Raw genomic sequence first — 15,294 nt, forward strand, 5'->3', positions numbered from 1 at the left:
AACCATGCCATGACCGAATGTTTAAGATCTTCATTTGGTGAAATCTGAGAAGTGGGAGGAGAAGTTGCTGGTAAGCACCCTTATTTACGGTGTGAGCAAAGCTATCTATATTTAAAAACCCACAACCTAGCCTACATGAAAAGAACGTTACTCCTTAGCATACTAGCTGGTGGCCTGTTTGCCTTCACCAGTTCGGTTGCACCGAAAACTTTAGCTGCCTTGTTTGACCAATACTGGGAGAAGTAAGCCGAACGCCCGTTGCAGACCCTTAGCCGTGTTGGATAAGAAAATGGATGCCTGGGCGGCTAAGCAGAAGTAAGCACACTAACTAGGGCGCCATAAAAAGGGCTGAGCCCGCAGAAGCAATATATGCTTCTGCGGGCTCAGCCCTTTTTATTCTAGATTGACACGAGCAGCTTCCTTACGCTTCCGTCTCAGCTGGTGCTAGCGCTTCTTTGCTCGTGTAGAACTTCCGCTCCTTTATATTATAGACGTTGCCTTTCACCATCACGTGCATGGTCATATTCTCGATGGAAATGGCGGCGCCCTTTTTGGCAGCAGCGGCGTTGTTGTGCTGCAAGTCGTGCCCATCCATGATGACCACTAGGTTGGAGCCAATTGTCTCCACTAGGTTGCCTTCGGTAATGAGCACGCCAGTGTCTTCCCCTAGGCCAATGCCGATGAGCTTGGGGTGGAGGGCCACCGCCTCGATCAGCCGCCCAAAGCGCCCCCGTTTTACGAAGTGCGAATCAATCACGGCCGTGTCGAGTAGTCGCAGACCTAGGCCTAGCTGTACGGCTCCCTTCATGAGAGCACCTGGCACGCTGCCGCCTTTGATCATGATGTGCGACATGGCCATGGCCCCGGCGCTGGTGCCGGCTATCACGAAGTTGGGCTCCTGAAAATAGCGCGTCGTGAGTCGATCGAGAAATTCGCTTTCGCCGAACATATCCCGTAGGCGCGCCTGGTTGCCGCCGCTCATCATTACCACGTCGGCGGCGAGCAGGCGCTCTAGGTACTCGGGCTTGCGCGCATCCTCGGGCGTGCGAATATCCATCACCCCGACGTTCATGCAATTCAGCATCGCAAACGACGACACGTAAATCTTGCCGACTTCTTCCGGAATCATGGAAGCTGTCGTAATCACTTCAATGCGCGGATCCTCTTTGCCGGATTCGGTAACGATGCGCTTTAAGATTCCTAGCTCAAAAAAATTGAGGTAGTATTTCTTCTTGGTGCGGGGATTAGGGTGGGTGCCTTTATCTTCATTGCCACCGATGGCAATCAGCTTACCGAGGGGTTTTTGATTTTTCAACGCAAACAATCAACTGGTTCAACACAAAAGATAGAAACGAAAGGTAGTGGCAAGCAAGCTTTAGGCCACCATGTTTTCGTTTTTACAGCTCAGCCTAGCCCAACCAGCGTATCAAGCGTGCTTGTGGCTACGGCGTGATAGTTGGGTCGCGCTTCGGCGTAAAGGGCCTGCGCCCATGCTAGCCCTTTTGGCGTAGCGAGCACCGCCTTATAGAGCGGCACCAAAAACTTGCGCCGCCCTACTCTCGTCAGGAACTGGTGCACAGCGGCATCGGCGGCATGATAGCCAGCCGCTAGGGTCAGGGGGAGCCAAGCGCCGAGCAGCTCAGCATTGTGGGAGTGTGTAAACCCAAAGACCGCATCGAGCTCGGTAAGTTGCTCGACTGTGAGCTGTTTGGGCAGGCCATGCAAGAAGTGCAGCCACTCATGGCTACTCCAGCCAGCCGTAGCTAGGTGGGCCGCTGGCGTACCATGCTGCCACTTAGCTAAAGCTTCCTCCACCGCCGCAAACCGCTCAGACGCAACAGGTGGTGCTACCGCCGGAATACCCGGACCGTTGATCCATGCATCGAGTTGCAGCTGCTCTTCCAAACCCGGCTCCTGGTCGAGCAGTTCCCGCCGTAGGTAATTCACAAACGAAGCGGTGTCCATCGACTGGAAGCTGTGGCGGGTGAAGTACTCCTTAATAAAGGTGTCTAGCCGCTCCCGGCCCACGAGGTGCTCCAGAGTGAGTAGGAGGTAGTCGCCCTTTTCGTAGGCAATGTCGGTGAGGCCTTCGTCAGGGTCGCGGCCAGCTAGGTCTAGGTGTAAGAGAGTATCGGGGCTAGTCGGGCCGATTTCGTTAATAGTAGTAAGCAGATCGGAGTGACCTAGCACTTGCAGCATATCGGCGTAGGAGCGACCGTACAGTTTTTCCATGATGCGCCGTTCGAAGTACACGGTGAAGCCTTCATTTAGCCAGAAGTCGTTCCAGGTAGCGTTCGTCACCAGGTTACCCGACCAAGAATGAGCTAACTCGTGAGCTATCAAGCTAGTGAGGCTCCGGTCGCCGGTAATAATAGTAGGCGTTACAAATGTTAAACGCGGATTTTCCATTCCACCGAACGGAAAGCTAGGAGGGAGCACCAGCAAATCGTACCGTTCCCAGCGGTAAGGGCCGTAGAGTTCTTCCGCCGCCGCGACCATTTTTTCTAAGTCAATGAACTCGCTGGCTGACCTAGGAAGCGTCACGGGTTCGGCGTATACGCCGGTACGGCCACTTATAGGAGTGAAGCCTAGGTCACCCACCGCTAATGCCATGAGGTAAGCCGGAATAGGCTGAGCCATGGAAAAATTATATTCGCCGAGGGTGTTGCGTGTTTGCGGATTCGTGGCGCTCATTAACGCCAGCAGTGCCGACGGCACCTGCACCCGAGCCTCGTACGTGAAGCGCACGCTAGGCGAGTCTTGGCAAGGCAGCCAGGTACGAGCGAGGATGGCCTGCGATTGGGTGAAGAGGAAAGGATGAACACGTTCAGCGGTCTGCTCGGGTGCCAGCCACTGCAGCGCCGCCGCCTCAGGTGAAGTCTGGTAGTGAATCGTGACGGTATCCGTCTCGGGCCGGTGGAGGTCGATGCGTAAGGACTGCCCGAGCACCGGGTCGTCAGGACCTAGGTCGAAGGTGGTTGGTATACCTGTGGGGCCACCGAGCAACACGGCTTCGATGACCAGTCCACGAGCGTCGAGCCACAGCTCTGTTGCTCCCTCGCTGCGGTCGAGTTGCCAGGTGGCTTGGCCAGCTAGCGTGCGGGTGGTAAAGTCAACGATGAGGTCGAGTGCTAGGTGGCGGACCCTAGCTTGTGTAGGACGGGCGTGGCTGTGTGGGTCGGATGTGAGGGAAGGCAACGAAGTGGACATGGACAAAGCAGAACAGAAGAAAGAGACTTTACTACGGATAGTAGATAGGAAAACAAGAGTAACCAAACCGGCAGCTGCAGCCGGGCCTAAGTTCCGTACGAGGATCCAGAGAAAAGCACTAACTTGCGGCTATTGGTGTATAAAAATAGTAGGCAACCTCGCTAGGCGATACGCAGTAAAATGCGGAACTCCTAATGAATGGTTGAGTTTAGCGTTCGGCTGAACTTGCCATTATCAACCTACTTTTTTGTACCTCGTTTTCCTATTTGCATGAACTTCGTTATTCGTCCTTCTTTCCTGACTACGCTCTTGTTCTGGGTGCTGAGCTTGACGCTCCTCACCTCGACTACGTCGTGCAGCCAGGATCAGAAGGCTAAAATACAGAACGCCATTCCTGGTGCGCTCACGAAAGAACGCGGTCCGCAGCCTAAGCTCGACAGCGTGTATGTGGCGCGTACCATGAACGCCGAGCCCGCTTTCAAAGGGCAATTGGTGTGGGCCAAAAAATTCTATCGGGAGCGGGGCTTCAAGCTCGGCTGGTTCCATGATCATGAGGTGGTGCCCCAGGCCAAGACCCTGCTTGAGGTCATTAACAAAGCCGCTGATGAAGGCCTCAACCCTAAGGACTATAAGATCAAGGACTTTGATAAGCTCTTTGCGGAGCTAGACAAGGCGCAATCTGACACGACCAAGCGTAATGCTTTGGAAAAAGAGATTGACGTCTCGTTATCAGGCACTTACTTTAAATGGGCTTCCGATTTTTATCGGGGTATTGTAGACCCGCGCCAAGTAAAAGACATAGACTGGAACGTGAAGCGCAACAAAATCAAGCTTCACAAGGCGCTGATGACGATCCTGAAGGAGCGCGACAGCACCTACCCTTACTACCAGTTTGAGCCCCTGCACCCCGAGTATGACCGCCTGAAAAAGGCCTTGGCTGAGTACCGTTCGATTCAGCGTAATGGAGGTTGGCCAACCTTACCTGTGGGTACTAAGCTGAAGCCTGGCGACACCAGCCCCACAGTTGCACTTCTGCGTAAACGCTTGTTAGGTGACAAAGCAGAAGCGGCTCCTGCCACCGTTGCTAGTGCAACCGAAACACCAGCCGTGGCAGTTTCCAACAAGCCAGTTGGGAATACCACAGCTGCTCCAGCCGAGAAGTACGACACCGAATTGGCGAATGCTGTAAAGTCATTTCAACGGCAAAATGGACTCGCTGCTACTGGCGTCGTGAGCGGAGAAACCTTGCAGACACTCAACGTTCCGGTGGATCATCGCATCAACCAGATCATCGTGAATATGGAGCGGTGGCGGTGGATCCCTAAGCGCTTCGAGCCAAATTATTTGCTCGTCAATATTCCGGATTATACTCTCCATGTTATCGAAGACAACAAGGAGGCGTTCAATATGCGCGTCATTGTTGGCAAGACACTGAATGCTACTCCGGTGTTCAGCGACAAGATGGAGTACGTGGTATTGGCTCCTTATTGGAACGTGCCAATGAGTATCATTCAGAAAGAACTCCGGCCAAAATTGATGGCTGATCCGGTAGGCACGTTGAATCGCCTGGACATGGAAGTGGTGAAAGGTTGGGGCCGTAAAGCTACACCTATAGACCCCACGACTATCGACTGGTCCAGCGTTGATCAGACCAACTTTAAGTACACGGTTCGCCGCCGTCCAGGTCCTAAAAACGACCTAGGAGATGCGAAGTTTATCTTCCCAAACTCTCAGGATATCTACCTCCACGACACTCCTCACGATGAACTTTTCAGTCAGGGCAAGCGTGGGTTTAGCCACGGTTGCGTACGCGTACAGGACCCTATTAAGCTTGCCGAATACCTGCTGCGCGACCGGCCCGAGTGGGACCGCCAAACTATTCTGGACACTATTGCTACGCACCGGGAGAAGTACATCACGCTCAAAGAAAAGTTGCCTGTGTACCTCGTTTACTTCACCGCTTGGGCGGACGAGGATGGTACCATGCACTTCCGTGATGATATTTACGGGCATGATAAGGCCTTAGCTAAAGAGTATTTCGACTAAAGGAGGCAGATCCCGAGAAGAGAAAAGGAATTGATCTAAACCTCGCTTAGCACAATTCAGAAGGCGTCTCGATGACAATCGAGGCGCCTTTTTCTTTACGTTATAAACCTCAGTTGAAGCGAGCATAGGTAGTACCAGTTGTCTTTTCAGTATGCAGCGGAATAGAATAGTGTTCTGCTGTTCGAGCATTTATGGTAAATGACAGAAGAGGAGCAGAGACTTAGTTCTTGCCTGCCCCTAATTAAAATATATGTTCAAGTAGTAGGATGAATGGCTTAAGTGGTTGTTGATAGATTTGTAAATACACAATTCACTTTGTTTACAAATATACATAAGGCAAATAGTGGTGCTGCCTCCTTGTTTAATATTGTAAACAGAGGTAAAGTGTAGTTGTTGTAGGAAGTAAGAGCGTACATTTGTAATTACCCAACTAAGGTTAGTTATACACGATGGTCGAGCGCATTCGGCAGCTTTTGGAAGCACGGCAATTAACGCCCACGCAGTTTGCAGATGCGATTGGTGTGGCTAGACCAATTATCAGCCATATTCTAAGCGGCCGCAACAAGCCTAGCTTAGAGGTAGTGCAGAAAATTATTGGAGCCTTTCCTGATTTATCCCTCCCCTGGCTGTTAAGCGGTGCGGGCACTATGCTCGCCAGTGCCATACCGCCGGATGTTAAAGTTTCTCCCAAAGCGCCGACCTCGCCTACTAGTTCTGACAACCTCTCTGGTGGCGCCACTAACGCACGCCAAGCTTCCCAGGACAGACCAGCGGCTTTGCGTGCGCCTGAAACGCCGTCAGCCCCCTTATTTGAGCAATCCAAGCGCCAAGTGGAGCCTGCTCCAACACCCAAACCTGCGAATCCAATAGAAAACAGCGAACAAGTGCCTCCTGCGCCTCCGCTAGTACCCCGTGCATTGGCTCCTTCAACTAGCAATAATGATTCGGTAGCTACTTCCGCGGCGCCAGCGCTAGAGATAGCGCAACAAGTACAACCAGCAAGAACTGTGGCGCCAATACCTCCCGCAGCTGCTACGGCCTTTGCAGAGCCAGATAAAGCGATTCGGCGGATCGTCATCTTCTACCAAGACGGCACCTTTACTGACTACAGGCCAGAAGCTAATTAATGTATTGTGCAATGTGGTGACCCTTAACAACCCTTGCAAAACAGGTCTGGTAAACGCGGTTAAGCAGGAGAAATAGCCAAGTTGATTATTTCTAATCAGAAACAGGTACAGTAGTTGTTTACCTGTGTTTTACTGCTAGCTGGGTGGTCCTGCGTGCTTATTCCGCTTGCTGTAATTGAGACCGGCGTTCTTTAGACTAACTGCCTATCTACGCTCCAAAAGGCCTCTTCCGACAGTGTTATTGAACTAGTGCTCAGAGTTAGAGTAGAAGAGTATCGAAAGGTGTGTGCTGTGCTGCCTGCTACTGTCGAGCTATATTTAATACAATTTGGCAGAGTCTATATTCACCTCCTGGTTTTGCTTGTAACTGTATTCGTAAGTATAGTTTGTACGCCTTAGCAATACAGGTCCTGTACACGATTTATTTATATTAATTATAGGTGGTTTAAATGCATTGTATAAGACCGATTATTGATTTTATAAATGCTTTTTTTTCAGTAAGTTATACTAGTGGTTATTAAGCTATAGTAAAAAGAAAAATGCTTGTTTTTATTGATCTTGCAAATAATATTTAAGTGTAATTTATAGCAGTGATTTGCGTTCATTACATGCAAGACTGATTGAGTGCTGTCTTGCTAAAAGCCTTGACACGTGAACAGCTGAGAATAGTCCTGAGTTTTGAGGCTAATTGATATCTAACACTCTTAGCTAAGCGCCTGAGTAGGCATGCTCTCTAGCATGAATAGATGCTGAAGTGCCATTAGTATCTGTTGAGCCATTTTTTATACTAAGCGTGGTTTTTAGGTGCAGAAAGAATGCGCTTTATAAGAGCACAAATGTTAGTGCCAAACAACTTAAGGATGAGTGCAGAGGAGCTGTTTACACTTGTTATAAATGTAAACAGTGGTTCAGAAGATAAATAGCTAAGTACTCAGTTCAGCATAAGACGGTAGTGCTTGGCAGTTTTAGGGGTGGTGCTTACCTTTGGGCATGAAAAAATTACGTCTGCTCTCCCTGCTATTCGCCGCTGGCGCCTCGTTTTATCTAACGTCCTGCACGCCGCCACCTGACGCTGAGAAAGACCCTAACGCTGACGCCGCTTATAAGCGCGCTCATCGTCCCGAAGGTTATCGGGCCGCCCAAAGCAGTCAGCCTTCTGTTAATAAGCAGTAAGGCTGGTTTCAGAGTAGGCGACTTTACCTAGCAATTTTATAAGAGACCTGGTAGCTATCAGGCTCACTTATCCAGCTGATAAACCCAAACAGGCATAGGCCCCACTGATATAATCGGTGGGGCCTATGCCTGTTTGGGTATTGAATCTACAAGTTCCGAGCGTTTCGCAGCACCAGGGTGAGCGCGCGGCTGTACGCTTATTTACGCGTTGACTGACTCCGCGACGCCGGATGCTGGGCTAGGTGCCGTCGGCGTAAGGTCTGGTAACTGAATACCAGCGAGCAAACTCGTCTCCAACAAGTCGGCCCAGGTACGGAAGTACAGCACTACATCATCGCGGTGATTGTGGCGGAGTGCGTTGCGGCGCTCAAAGGGAATAGCCGCTAAGATGGTTGGGTCGTTGAGGCGCTCTAGGTGCGTAAGGTCGGAGCGGGTGAAACCTAGGGCAAGCATTTCATCAATGGTCTCATCGATGGGCAGCCCACTGGTAGGGCAGTAGTCGAGTAGCTGCCGCTCCCAGTCGCCATAGCGCTGCATGGCGCGCGAGTGAATTTCTCCCTTCGTGAGACGGGTGATGGTCTGAGCTAGGTGGCCGCAGTTACAGCTGCCCATGTGCCCCCATTGGTAGGGAGCCTGAGTGGTGAGCCGCTGAGCCGTATCGCGCAAGGCCTGAATAACCGGAAGAGTGCTCTTTGCCATGATAAGGGGTGTTAAAAGATTAGCGTCAGCTAATTAAAACAACATTTGTCTTTATAAGCGAGGCTAGCCAGAATTTGTTTCCGATAACCAGCGAATCAGTGTAGGCTACGTAGGGACTAGGAAGAACCTAGCTTCTACAACAAAAAACCGTCTGGCGCACTTAGCACCAGACGGTCGTTTACTGCTCGGAGGAACAGTTAAGGCCTAGCCTATCTAGGTCCATTGCTACGGTTGCCCCGGTAGCGCCGGCGGTTTTGGCTGTTGCTGTCAGCGTGCTCGCCTGATCCTGCCGGACGGGCAGAGGTAGCACGTTCCGGGCGTGGGCCTCCACCGGTACGAGGGGTTGGCTGACCAGAACGGCCTCCACCATCGGCGGCACGAGGTGCTCGTGGCTCGCGGCCTGGCCGAGGTGGCCGACCTGCTGGGCCTTTCGGGCGCTGGATTTGTCCGCCGCTGAGGAGAACGGGTGCCACGGCACCTGTGCTATAAGGGTGGTCCGCTACAACGTCGATCTGACGACGGATGAGCTTTTGAATATCCTGTAAATAGGCGCGCTCTTCATCTTCGCAGAAGGAAAGCGCAATGCCCGAAGCCCCGGCCCGGCCTGTACGCCCAATGCGGTGCACGTAAGTTTCGGGTTCGTTCGGTAGCTCATAGTTGATGACGTGCGTGAGTTCCTCCACGTCAATGCCACGAGCGGCAATGTCGGTGGCGACGAGCACACGAGTGTTGCCCGCCTTGAAGTTCGACAAAGCCCGCTGGCGATGGTTCTGCGACTTATTGCCGTGAATTGCTTCGGCCACAACGTTAGCCTTGGCTAGGGCCTTCACGACCCGGTCAGCGCCATGCTTGGTGCGTGCGAATACCAGCACCCGGCGGATAGTCTTATCCGACAAAAGGTGCTCCAGGAGAGCCGGCTTGTCATTCTTTTCAACCAAATACACAGCCTGCTTCACCGTATCTGCGGTGCTCGAAACGGGCGTCACGGCCACCTTCACCGGATTAGGGCGCAGAATGGAATCGGCTAGCTGCTGAATTTGAGCCGGCATGGTAGCCGAGAAGAACAGCGTCTGGCGCTTAGCGGGCAGCTTCGGCAGGATGCGCTTGATGTCGTGAATGAAACCCATGTCGAGCATGCGGTCGGCTTCATCCAGTACGAAAACTTCGAGGTGGCGCAGGTCGACGAAGCCTTGGTTCATGAGGTCGAGCAAACGGCCGGGCGTGGCGATGAGCACGTCGACGCCCCGCTTCAGAGCGTTGGTTTGAGGCAATTGACCTACCCCACCGAAAATGACTGTATGGCGTAGCCCTAGGTGCCGACCATAAGCGGTAAAGCTTTCCCCAATCTGGATAGCCAGCTCGCGGGTTGGCGTCAGGATGAGGCAGCGGATGCGACCTGCCGGCTGATGCTGAAGCTTGGCGCGCTGGCTTAGAATCTGCAAGATCGGCACTGTGAAGGCGGCGGTCTTACCCGTACCCGTTTGGGCAACTCCTAATAAGTCGTGGCCCTCCAGCACGTGCGGAATAGCTTGCTGCTGAATAGGCGTGGGGGAAGTGTATCCCTCCTCGTGCAAAGCGCGAAGGATGGGATCAATAAGATTGAGTTCGTCGAAGGACATTAGAAAATAAAAAGGCAGCCAAACAGCGGCTGCGGCTGCGTGACTGGCTCGATGCTCCAGTCAAAAAAGAAGAAAAAACGCCTTGGAAATAGGGAAAAGCGTAAGCAAATCCTAGCCGAAAAACGTATAGTCAGGCGAAATGCCGTGCAAGATGCCGGTTTATTGCGAGATATAACGAATAACACCATTCTGCAGCCTATGAACATCAAGGACCGGAAAATCCTTCACGACGGCCACTATAAACTTGCCGAAATTATTGTTGACGCTGATGGTAAGGAACTTAAGCGTGAACGTTTTGAGCCAGGACGCGCTGTCGGGGCCATCGTTTATGACACTGCTCAGCAACAATATCTGTTTGTAAAACAATTCCGAGTTGGTTCGGAGTCGGAGTTGTTGGAAGTAGCGGCGGGGGTACTCGACAAGGAAGGCGAAGGCCCCGAAGACGCTATCCGCCGCGAAATCGACGAGGAGCTAGGGTATGCTGTCGACCACTTGGAACCAATAGCTAGCTTTTTCGCCTCGCCCGGTGCCAGTGCCGAACAGATCCAGCTTTACTATACGGAAGTAAGCCGTAAAGTAGGAGCAGGTGGCGGAGCTGCCGACGAAGATGAAGGCATTACGGTAGTTTCTTTTACATGGGAAGAGCTACTCCGCACTGAGTTCAAGGATGCCAAAACAATCATTGCTGTGCAGTGGCTTCAGCTGCACAAAGGAGGCAAGTAACAGTGTTTCTTCCTTCGCGTCAATAACAAACAAGCCGTTCGGATTCGAACGGCTTGTTTGTCGTTAAACCAAAATGGGTATACAATATACTACTGAGGGTTAACGATATAATCAAAATTTTGCTTCAGCTTTGAATCTGTAATGGTTACCAATACAGGCTGAGTTGGATCTGTTTTAACAAATGGAATAATACGTTGGCTCATGTATTGGTCGCGATTCCAGAAGCGGCCATTGCCAGCGGCGAGGGTCTGGCTGAATAGCTCCTTACCTGCCTCGTCCTTGCCCAACACCGTGAGGGCCGAGGGGTCGGCGTTCTTCGCACCTTGGCGATACATCGTCACGACCAGCACGCCACCAGGAGGCAGGGCACTGAAGCGACGCTGGTAGGTGGTGTCGGCCCAGCTGTTCATTTTGCGCAGCGCATCTATTTCGGTGAGCAACTCGGTGTAGGGGCGGTAGGCTACGCGGGTGAGCGTACCGTTTTGGTCTGAGTCTTCGTCCGTATTCTTGGTCACGTTTTGCACATAGGCGCAGTCCTTGTCTTTTTGAGGACGCAAGTAGCGTTTGCGAGGAGTGCCGGGAATTGGGGTGGGAGCCTGGGCGGCAGCTGTCAAGGAAGTAAACAGCGCCAGGAAGAAGAGAGCTTGTTTCATAAAATAAGGAGGATACAATAGCGTTGGTACGACCTAGGAGGGAATTAAAGTTGGACAAAGCGGATAAAGCAGCCGCTTAGCTAAAATCGGGCCCGGAACGGCAGCGAGGTGTGGCAATAGTGCCACGTTGAAAGGTGATGTAAGGGTAACCTGGGCGTAATAGCTGATTCACAGTAGCCTTAGATATTTGTTTAAAACCATTTAGGCCCAACCCGATGCATGCTCCGAATACGATGCCGCTTCTGCGTAGCCTGATCCACGGGCTATTTTACGCGCTGTTCCAGTTCGCCCTGGTGCTAGCCTACCTGCTGCACTCGGCTGCGGCTCTCCGGTCTCCTTTTCGGGCCAGTGAGAGAGTACACCAACCTAGCTCACGACGTATTCAGCCACGGGCGCGGTTGTGGTCGAGGCCGGTAACCGGATAGCTATGAAGGTTCCCAAACGCCGCCGCGTGGAAGTTGCGGTTATCTCCGACGTGCACCTAGGTACCTATGGCTGCCACGCGCCGGAACTGCTGCGTTACCTGAAGAGCATCAAACCAAAAGTGCTCGTGCTCAACGGCGACATTGTCGATATCTGGCAGTTCAGCAAAAGCTACTGGCCGCCCGCCCACATGCGGGTGGTGCGCCACCTAGTTGGGCTCCTGACCAAAGGCACGCGCATTCACTACCTGACCGGCAACCACGACGAGCTGCTGCGCAAATTTGTCGGGGCCCGGCTCGGCGCTTTGTCCATTGCTAACAAGCTGGTGCTGGATCTGCCCGAGGGCAAAGCCTGGTTTTTCCACGGCGACGTCTTCGACGTAACCATGCGCCACGCGCGCTGGCTGGCCAAGCTCGGAGCCCAGGGCTACGACCTGCTGATTCTGCTGAATCGCTTGGTCAACTTTGGGCTTCAAAAGCTAGGTCGGCCGCGCGTGGCGCTGTCTAAGGTGGTAAAGGATCGGGTGAAGGGAGCGGTAAGTCTTATTAGCGATTTTGAACTAACCGCCGCTGGTATTGCCGCCGAAGAAGGATACCGCTACGTGGCTTGCGGCCACATTCACCAGCCCGAAATGAAGACCATTTCGACGCCCCAGGGTGAGGTCTTGTATTTGAATTCCGGCGACTGGGTCGAAAACCTAACGGCGCTGGAATACACAACTGCCGCTGGTTGGCAGCTCTACCGCTACGCTCTCGACCCGCGCATGCAGCAGCCCCTCGAACCGGAGGAGCCCGACACCGCCGACGCCACGTTGCTGGCCGACTTGCTGGCTGAATTCAAGCTAGGTCAAAAAGTAGCCGATAAATAAAAGTATAAGCCGTCTGCGGTGCCGCTGCTTCAGCGGCACCGCAGACGGCTTATAGTCATCACCAGAAACTTCCCCGAATGCCCCGAGTACTTTACGCCATCCAAGGCACCGGCAACGGCCACCTAAGTCGCGCCCTGGATATAGTGCCGCTGTTACAACAGCGTGTCAGCCAGCTTGATGTGCTGGTGAGTGGCCCGCCCGCCGACCTTACGCTCCCTTTTTCGGTTCGCTACCAATGCCACGGCCTCGGTTTTATCTTTGGCAAGAAAGGCGGCATCAACTTCGTGAAGACCTTCTGGCAGCTGAACTCGGCCGCTTTTGTACGCGAAATGCGCCAGCTGCCCGTCGAAAGCTACGATCTGGTAATCAGCGATTTTGAGCCCGTGTCGGCGTGGGCGTGTCGTTTGCGGCATGTGCCGTGCGTTGCACTCAGTCACCAGAGTGCCGTGCTGAGCGAGTACGCTCCTCGCCCCACTACCGAAGATGCTGTCGGCCGGGCCGTGTTGCGACACTACGCCCCAGCTACGGTGCGCTACGGATTCCACTTCGAGCGCTACGAGCCCGGCATTCACACCCCCGTTATCCGGCAGCAAGTGCGGGCGCTAACCCCGCAGAATGACGGCCACTACACCGTTTATCTGCCTGCCTTCGACGAGGAAACGCTGGTAAAGCGCCTGCGCTACCTGAGCCGAACTACCCGCTGGGAGGTATTCAGCAAGCATAGCCAAAAGGAGTCGGAGCACGGCAACGTGCGGGTACGGCCCGTGAGCGGGGCAGCCTTCACCGATAGCTTGGCGCGCAGCGCCGGCGTACTCTGCGGCGCCGGCTTCGAGACGCCCGCTGAAGCGCTGTTTCTGCGGAAGAAGCTATGCGTGATACCTATGAAAAACCAGTACGAGCAGACCTGCAATGCTGCCGCGCTGGCGCGCATGGGGGTGCCGGTCGTGAAGAATTTGAAAGACAAGCACCTCGCTACCCTCGACCACTGGCTCCAGAACGGACGTGTCGTGCCGGTCGACTACCCTGATGAAACCGCCCAGGTCCTGGACAAGCTTCTGTTCGAACAGCTCCAAGCAGGGGTACGGCCTATCTCGTTGCCGTCTTGAGCCAATACCCTAGGCTCCTGAGAGCAGTAGCTAGGTGTTTGGGTAACCTATGATAGTAAGTGAGCAGTAATGCGAGTGTTGGTCAAACGCGACTCCCGATAACGCATGTTGCTTTGCTAGCTAGCTCCTCCGAAATTTTCTTACATGACCCAATTACCCGCGGCATTCTTTCCGCCTAGCACACCGACCGTTTACAGCCGCACCGACTTTGGTCCTGATTTTCGCTGGGGTGCTGCGACGGCTGCTTACCAAATCGAAGGCGCCTGGAATCTCGATGGCAAAGGACCTAGCATCTGGGATGCTTTTGTGCGGGGACGGCGAACGATCAAGCGCCGGGAGACTGCCGACATAGCATCTGATTTTTACCATTTGTATAAAGATGATTTAGATCTTATGCAGCAAATGGGTATAAACGATTTTCGCTTTTCTACGGCTTGGTCGCGGATTCTACCAGAAGGGATAGGCGCCATAAATGAAAAAGGACTTGATTTCTATGACCGCTTGGTTGATGGGTGCCTGGAGCGGGGTATCACACCTTGGCTGACCCTTTACCATTGGGATTTACCTCTGGCCTTGCAGCGGCGCGGCGGCTGGACAAACCGTGCCATCGTGGGCTGGTTCACCGACTTTGCGCAGCTAGTTGCTGGCCGCCTCGGCGACCGGGTGCAGCACTGGATGGTGCTCAACGAGCCCATGGTGTTCGTCGGTGCCGGGCACATGCTTGGGATCCACGCACCAGGGCGGCGGGGGCTAGGTTCCTTCCTTTCGGCTACCCATCATGCGGCTTTGGCCCAAGCCGAGGGCGGCCGAGCCCTACGAGCAACGCTGCCCGCCACGGCCCGCATCGGCACCACATATTCTTGCTCTTATGTGACCCCTTGGCGCCCAGGGCTACCCCGTGACGAACGCGCCACGCGCCGCGCCAACGCCCTGCTCAACCGCCTCTTCGTGGAACCCGCTTTGGGGCTAGGTTATCCTGTAGCCGACTTGCCCATTTTGAATTGGCTAGACTATTATGTTCGGCCCGGCGACGAGGCGCTGTTACCATTCAAATTCGATTTCTTGGGCGTTCAGAACTATACCCGGGAGGTAGTGCGGCACTCGCCCTACGTACCTCTATTGTGGGCGACGCTTGTAGGAGCAAAACCGCGTGGAGTCTCGTTTACTCAAATGGGGTGGGAGGTATATCCGGAGAGTATTTACCATATGTTAAAGCAATTTAGTGCTTATTCGGCGGCGCCTCCGTTGCTGGTGACCGAGAACGGGGCTGCGTTTCCGGATGAGCTGGTAGCTGGTCGCGTGCCTGACCTAGCCCGGCAAGCGTACCTGCGCGCCTGCATTGGGCAGGTATTACGCGCCCGGCGTGAAGGGGTGCCGGTAGAAGGCTACTTTGTCTGGTCCTTCACTGATAATTTCGAGTGGGCCGAGGGCTACGAACCGCGCTTCGGCCTAGTGCGCGTCGACTACGACACGCAGCAGCGCACTGTGAAGGACTCAGGCTGGTGGTACCGGGATCTGCTGGCGGGAAATGCGTGCTAAAGTGCCTCATTCACAATTCCATAACCAGAAGGTAATGCTGCGGTAACAGGTTGCCGGTAGCTTTGGCGCTTTGAACCACCAACGCGTTGTTGCTCCAAAACAACTCGT

At 53.6% G+C, this 15,294-nt stretch carries 12 protein-coding genes; 7 read left to right on the forward strand and 5 right to left on the reverse strand.

Annotation, left to right across the window (positions count from 1 at the left end; translation table 11 throughout):
- Positions 1-421 precede the first annotated feature (421 nt).
- Both SD425_RS11590 and SD425_RS11595 read right to left on the reverse strand, forming a co-directional pair.
- Positions 422-1,315: a cyanophycinase gene (locus SD425_RS11590; protein ID WP_324678667.1), complete on the reverse strand. Its 894-nt coding sequence runs from the start codon at positions 1,313-1,315 to the stop codon at positions 422-424.
- Positions 1,316-1,404: 89 nt separating this feature from the next.
- Positions 1,405-3,210, reverse strand: coding sequence for a M1 family metallopeptidase (locus SD425_RS11595; RefSeq protein WP_324678669.1), 1,806 nt, complete (start codon positions 3,208-3,210; stop codon positions 1,405-1,407).
- A 270-nt stretch (positions 3,211-3,480) separates the two neighbouring features.
- On the opposite strand from SD425_RS11595, the gene SD425_RS11600 reads away from it, so the two are divergent.
- The 3 genes from SD425_RS11600 to SD425_RS11610 all read left to right on the forward strand — a co-directional run bounded on the left by SD425_RS11600 (position 3,481) and on the right by SD425_RS11610 (position 7,556).
- A complete protein-coding gene (locus SD425_RS11600) occupies positions 3,481-5,256 on the forward strand; it encodes a L,D-transpeptidase family protein (RefSeq protein WP_324678671.1) in 1,776 nt (591 codons plus the stop codon).
- Between the two features lie 449 nt (positions 5,257-5,705).
- A complete protein-coding gene (locus SD425_RS11605; RefSeq protein WP_324678674.1) occupies positions 5,706-6,383 on the forward strand; it encodes a helix-turn-helix domain-containing protein in 678 nt (225 codons plus the stop codon).
- 990 nt (positions 6,384-7,373) lie between these two features.
- Entirely contained in the window at positions 7,374-7,556 is a 183-nt protein-coding gene (locus tag SD425_RS11610; protein ID WP_324678676.1) for a hypothetical protein, read from the forward strand.
- Between the two features lie 201 nt (positions 7,557-7,757).
- Here the strand turns inward: SD425_RS11610 and SD425_RS11615 are convergent, their stop codons facing one another.
- Together SD425_RS11615 and SD425_RS11620 are read right to left on the reverse strand one after the other, a co-directional pair.
- Complete coding sequence (locus SD425_RS11615; protein ID WP_324678678.1) at positions 7,758-8,255, reverse strand: hypothetical protein; 498 nt, start codon at positions 8,253-8,255, stop codon at positions 7,758-7,760.
- 209 nt (positions 8,256-8,464) lie between these two features.
- Positions 8,465-9,874 carry a DEAD/DEAH box helicase gene (locus SD425_RS11620; protein WP_324678680.1) on the reverse strand — a complete coding sequence of 470 codons (1,410 nt, stop codon included), beginning with the start codon at positions 9,872-9,874 and terminating at the stop codon, positions 8,465-8,467.
- Between the two features lie 198 nt (positions 9,875-10,072).
- Between SD425_RS11620 and SD425_RS11625 the strand changes: the two genes are divergently transcribed.
- Positions 10,073-10,597 carry an NUDIX hydrolase gene (locus SD425_RS11625; protein ID WP_324678682.1) on the forward strand — a complete coding sequence of 175 codons (525 nt, stop codon included), beginning with the start codon at positions 10,073-10,075 and terminating at the stop codon, positions 10,595-10,597.
- Positions 10,598-10,686: 89 nt separating this feature from the next.
- On the opposite strand, the gene SD425_RS11630 is transcribed toward SD425_RS11625, so the two are convergent.
- Entirely contained in the window at positions 10,687-11,250 is a 564-nt protein-coding gene (locus tag SD425_RS11630) for a hypothetical protein (RefSeq protein WP_324678684.1), read from the reverse strand.
- Positions 11,251-11,677: 427 nt separating this feature from the next.
- Here SD425_RS11630 and SD425_RS11635 point away from each other — a divergent pair, with 427 nt between their 5' ends.
- The 3 genes from SD425_RS11635 to SD425_RS11645 all read left to right on the forward strand — a co-directional run bounded on the left by SD425_RS11635 (position 11,678) and on the right by SD425_RS11645 (position 15,186).
- Positions 11,678-12,541 carry a UDP-2,3-diacylglucosamine diphosphatase gene (locus SD425_RS11635; RefSeq protein WP_324678686.1) on the forward strand — a complete coding sequence of 288 codons (864 nt, stop codon included), beginning with the start codon at positions 11,678-11,680 and terminating at the stop codon, positions 12,539-12,541.
- A gap of 77 nt (positions 12,542-12,618) precedes the next feature.
- The gene (locus tag SD425_RS11640) at positions 12,619-13,647 is read left to right on the forward strand and encodes a glycosyltransferase family protein (protein ID WP_324678688.1); all 1,029 of its coding nucleotides are present in this window, start codon (positions 12,619-12,621) and stop codon (positions 13,645-13,647) included.
- A 144-nt stretch (positions 13,648-13,791) separates the two neighbouring features.
- Positions 13,792-15,186, forward strand: coding sequence for a GH1 family beta-glucosidase (locus tag SD425_RS11645; RefSeq protein WP_324678693.1), 1,395 nt, complete (start codon positions 13,792-13,794; stop codon positions 15,184-15,186).
- Positions 15,187-15,294: the final 108 nt, after the last annotated feature.

This window comes from Hymenobacter sp. GOD-10R (assembly GCF_035609205.1).
GTDB lineage: Bacteria > Bacteroidota > Bacteroidia > Cytophagales > Hymenobacteraceae > Hymenobacter.

Excerpts from the sequence above, each read along its gene's own strand:
- SD425_RS11645 (WP_324678693.1), top strand. The coding sequence starts at position 13,792 with ATGACCCAATTACCCGCGGCATTCTTTCCGCCTAGCACACCGACCGTT.
- SD425_RS11640 (WP_324678688.1), top strand. The coding sequence starts at position 12,619 with ATGCCCCGAGTACTTTACGCCATCCAAGGCACCGGCAACGGCCACCTA.
- SD425_RS11615 (WP_324678678.1), bottom strand. The coding sequence starts at position 8,255 with ATGGCAAAGAGCACTCTTCCGGTTATTCAGGCCTTGCGCGATACGGCT.
- SD425_RS11595 (WP_324678669.1), bottom strand. The coding sequence starts at position 3,210 with ATGTCCACTTCGTTGCCTTCCCTCACATCCGACCCACACAGCCACGCC.
- SD425_RS11635 (WP_324678686.1), top strand. The coding sequence starts at position 11,678 with ATGAAGGTTCCCAAACGCCGCCGCGTGGAAGTTGCGGTTATCTCCGAC.
- SD425_RS11610 (WP_324678676.1), top strand. The coding sequence starts at position 7,374 with ATGAAAAAATTACGTCTGCTCTCCCTGCTATTCGCCGCTGGCGCCTCG.
- SD425_RS11620 (WP_324678680.1), bottom strand. The coding sequence starts at position 9,874 with ATGTCCTTCGACGAACTCAATCTTATTGATCCCATCCTTCGCGCTTTG.
- SD425_RS11625 (WP_324678682.1), top strand. The coding sequence starts at position 10,073 with ATGAACATCAAGGACCGGAAAATCCTTCACGACGGCCACTATAAACTT.
- SD425_RS11605 (WP_324678674.1), top strand. The coding sequence starts at position 5,706 with ATGGTCGAGCGCATTCGGCAGCTTTTGGAAGCACGGCAATTAACGCCC.
- SD425_RS11630 (WP_324678684.1), bottom strand. The coding sequence starts at position 11,250 with ATGAAACAAGCTCTCTTCTTCCTGGCGCTGTTTACTTCCTTGACAGCT.
- SD425_RS11600 (WP_324678671.1), top strand. The coding sequence starts at position 3,481 with ATGAACTTCGTTATTCGTCCTTCTTTCCTGACTACGCTCTTGTTCTGG.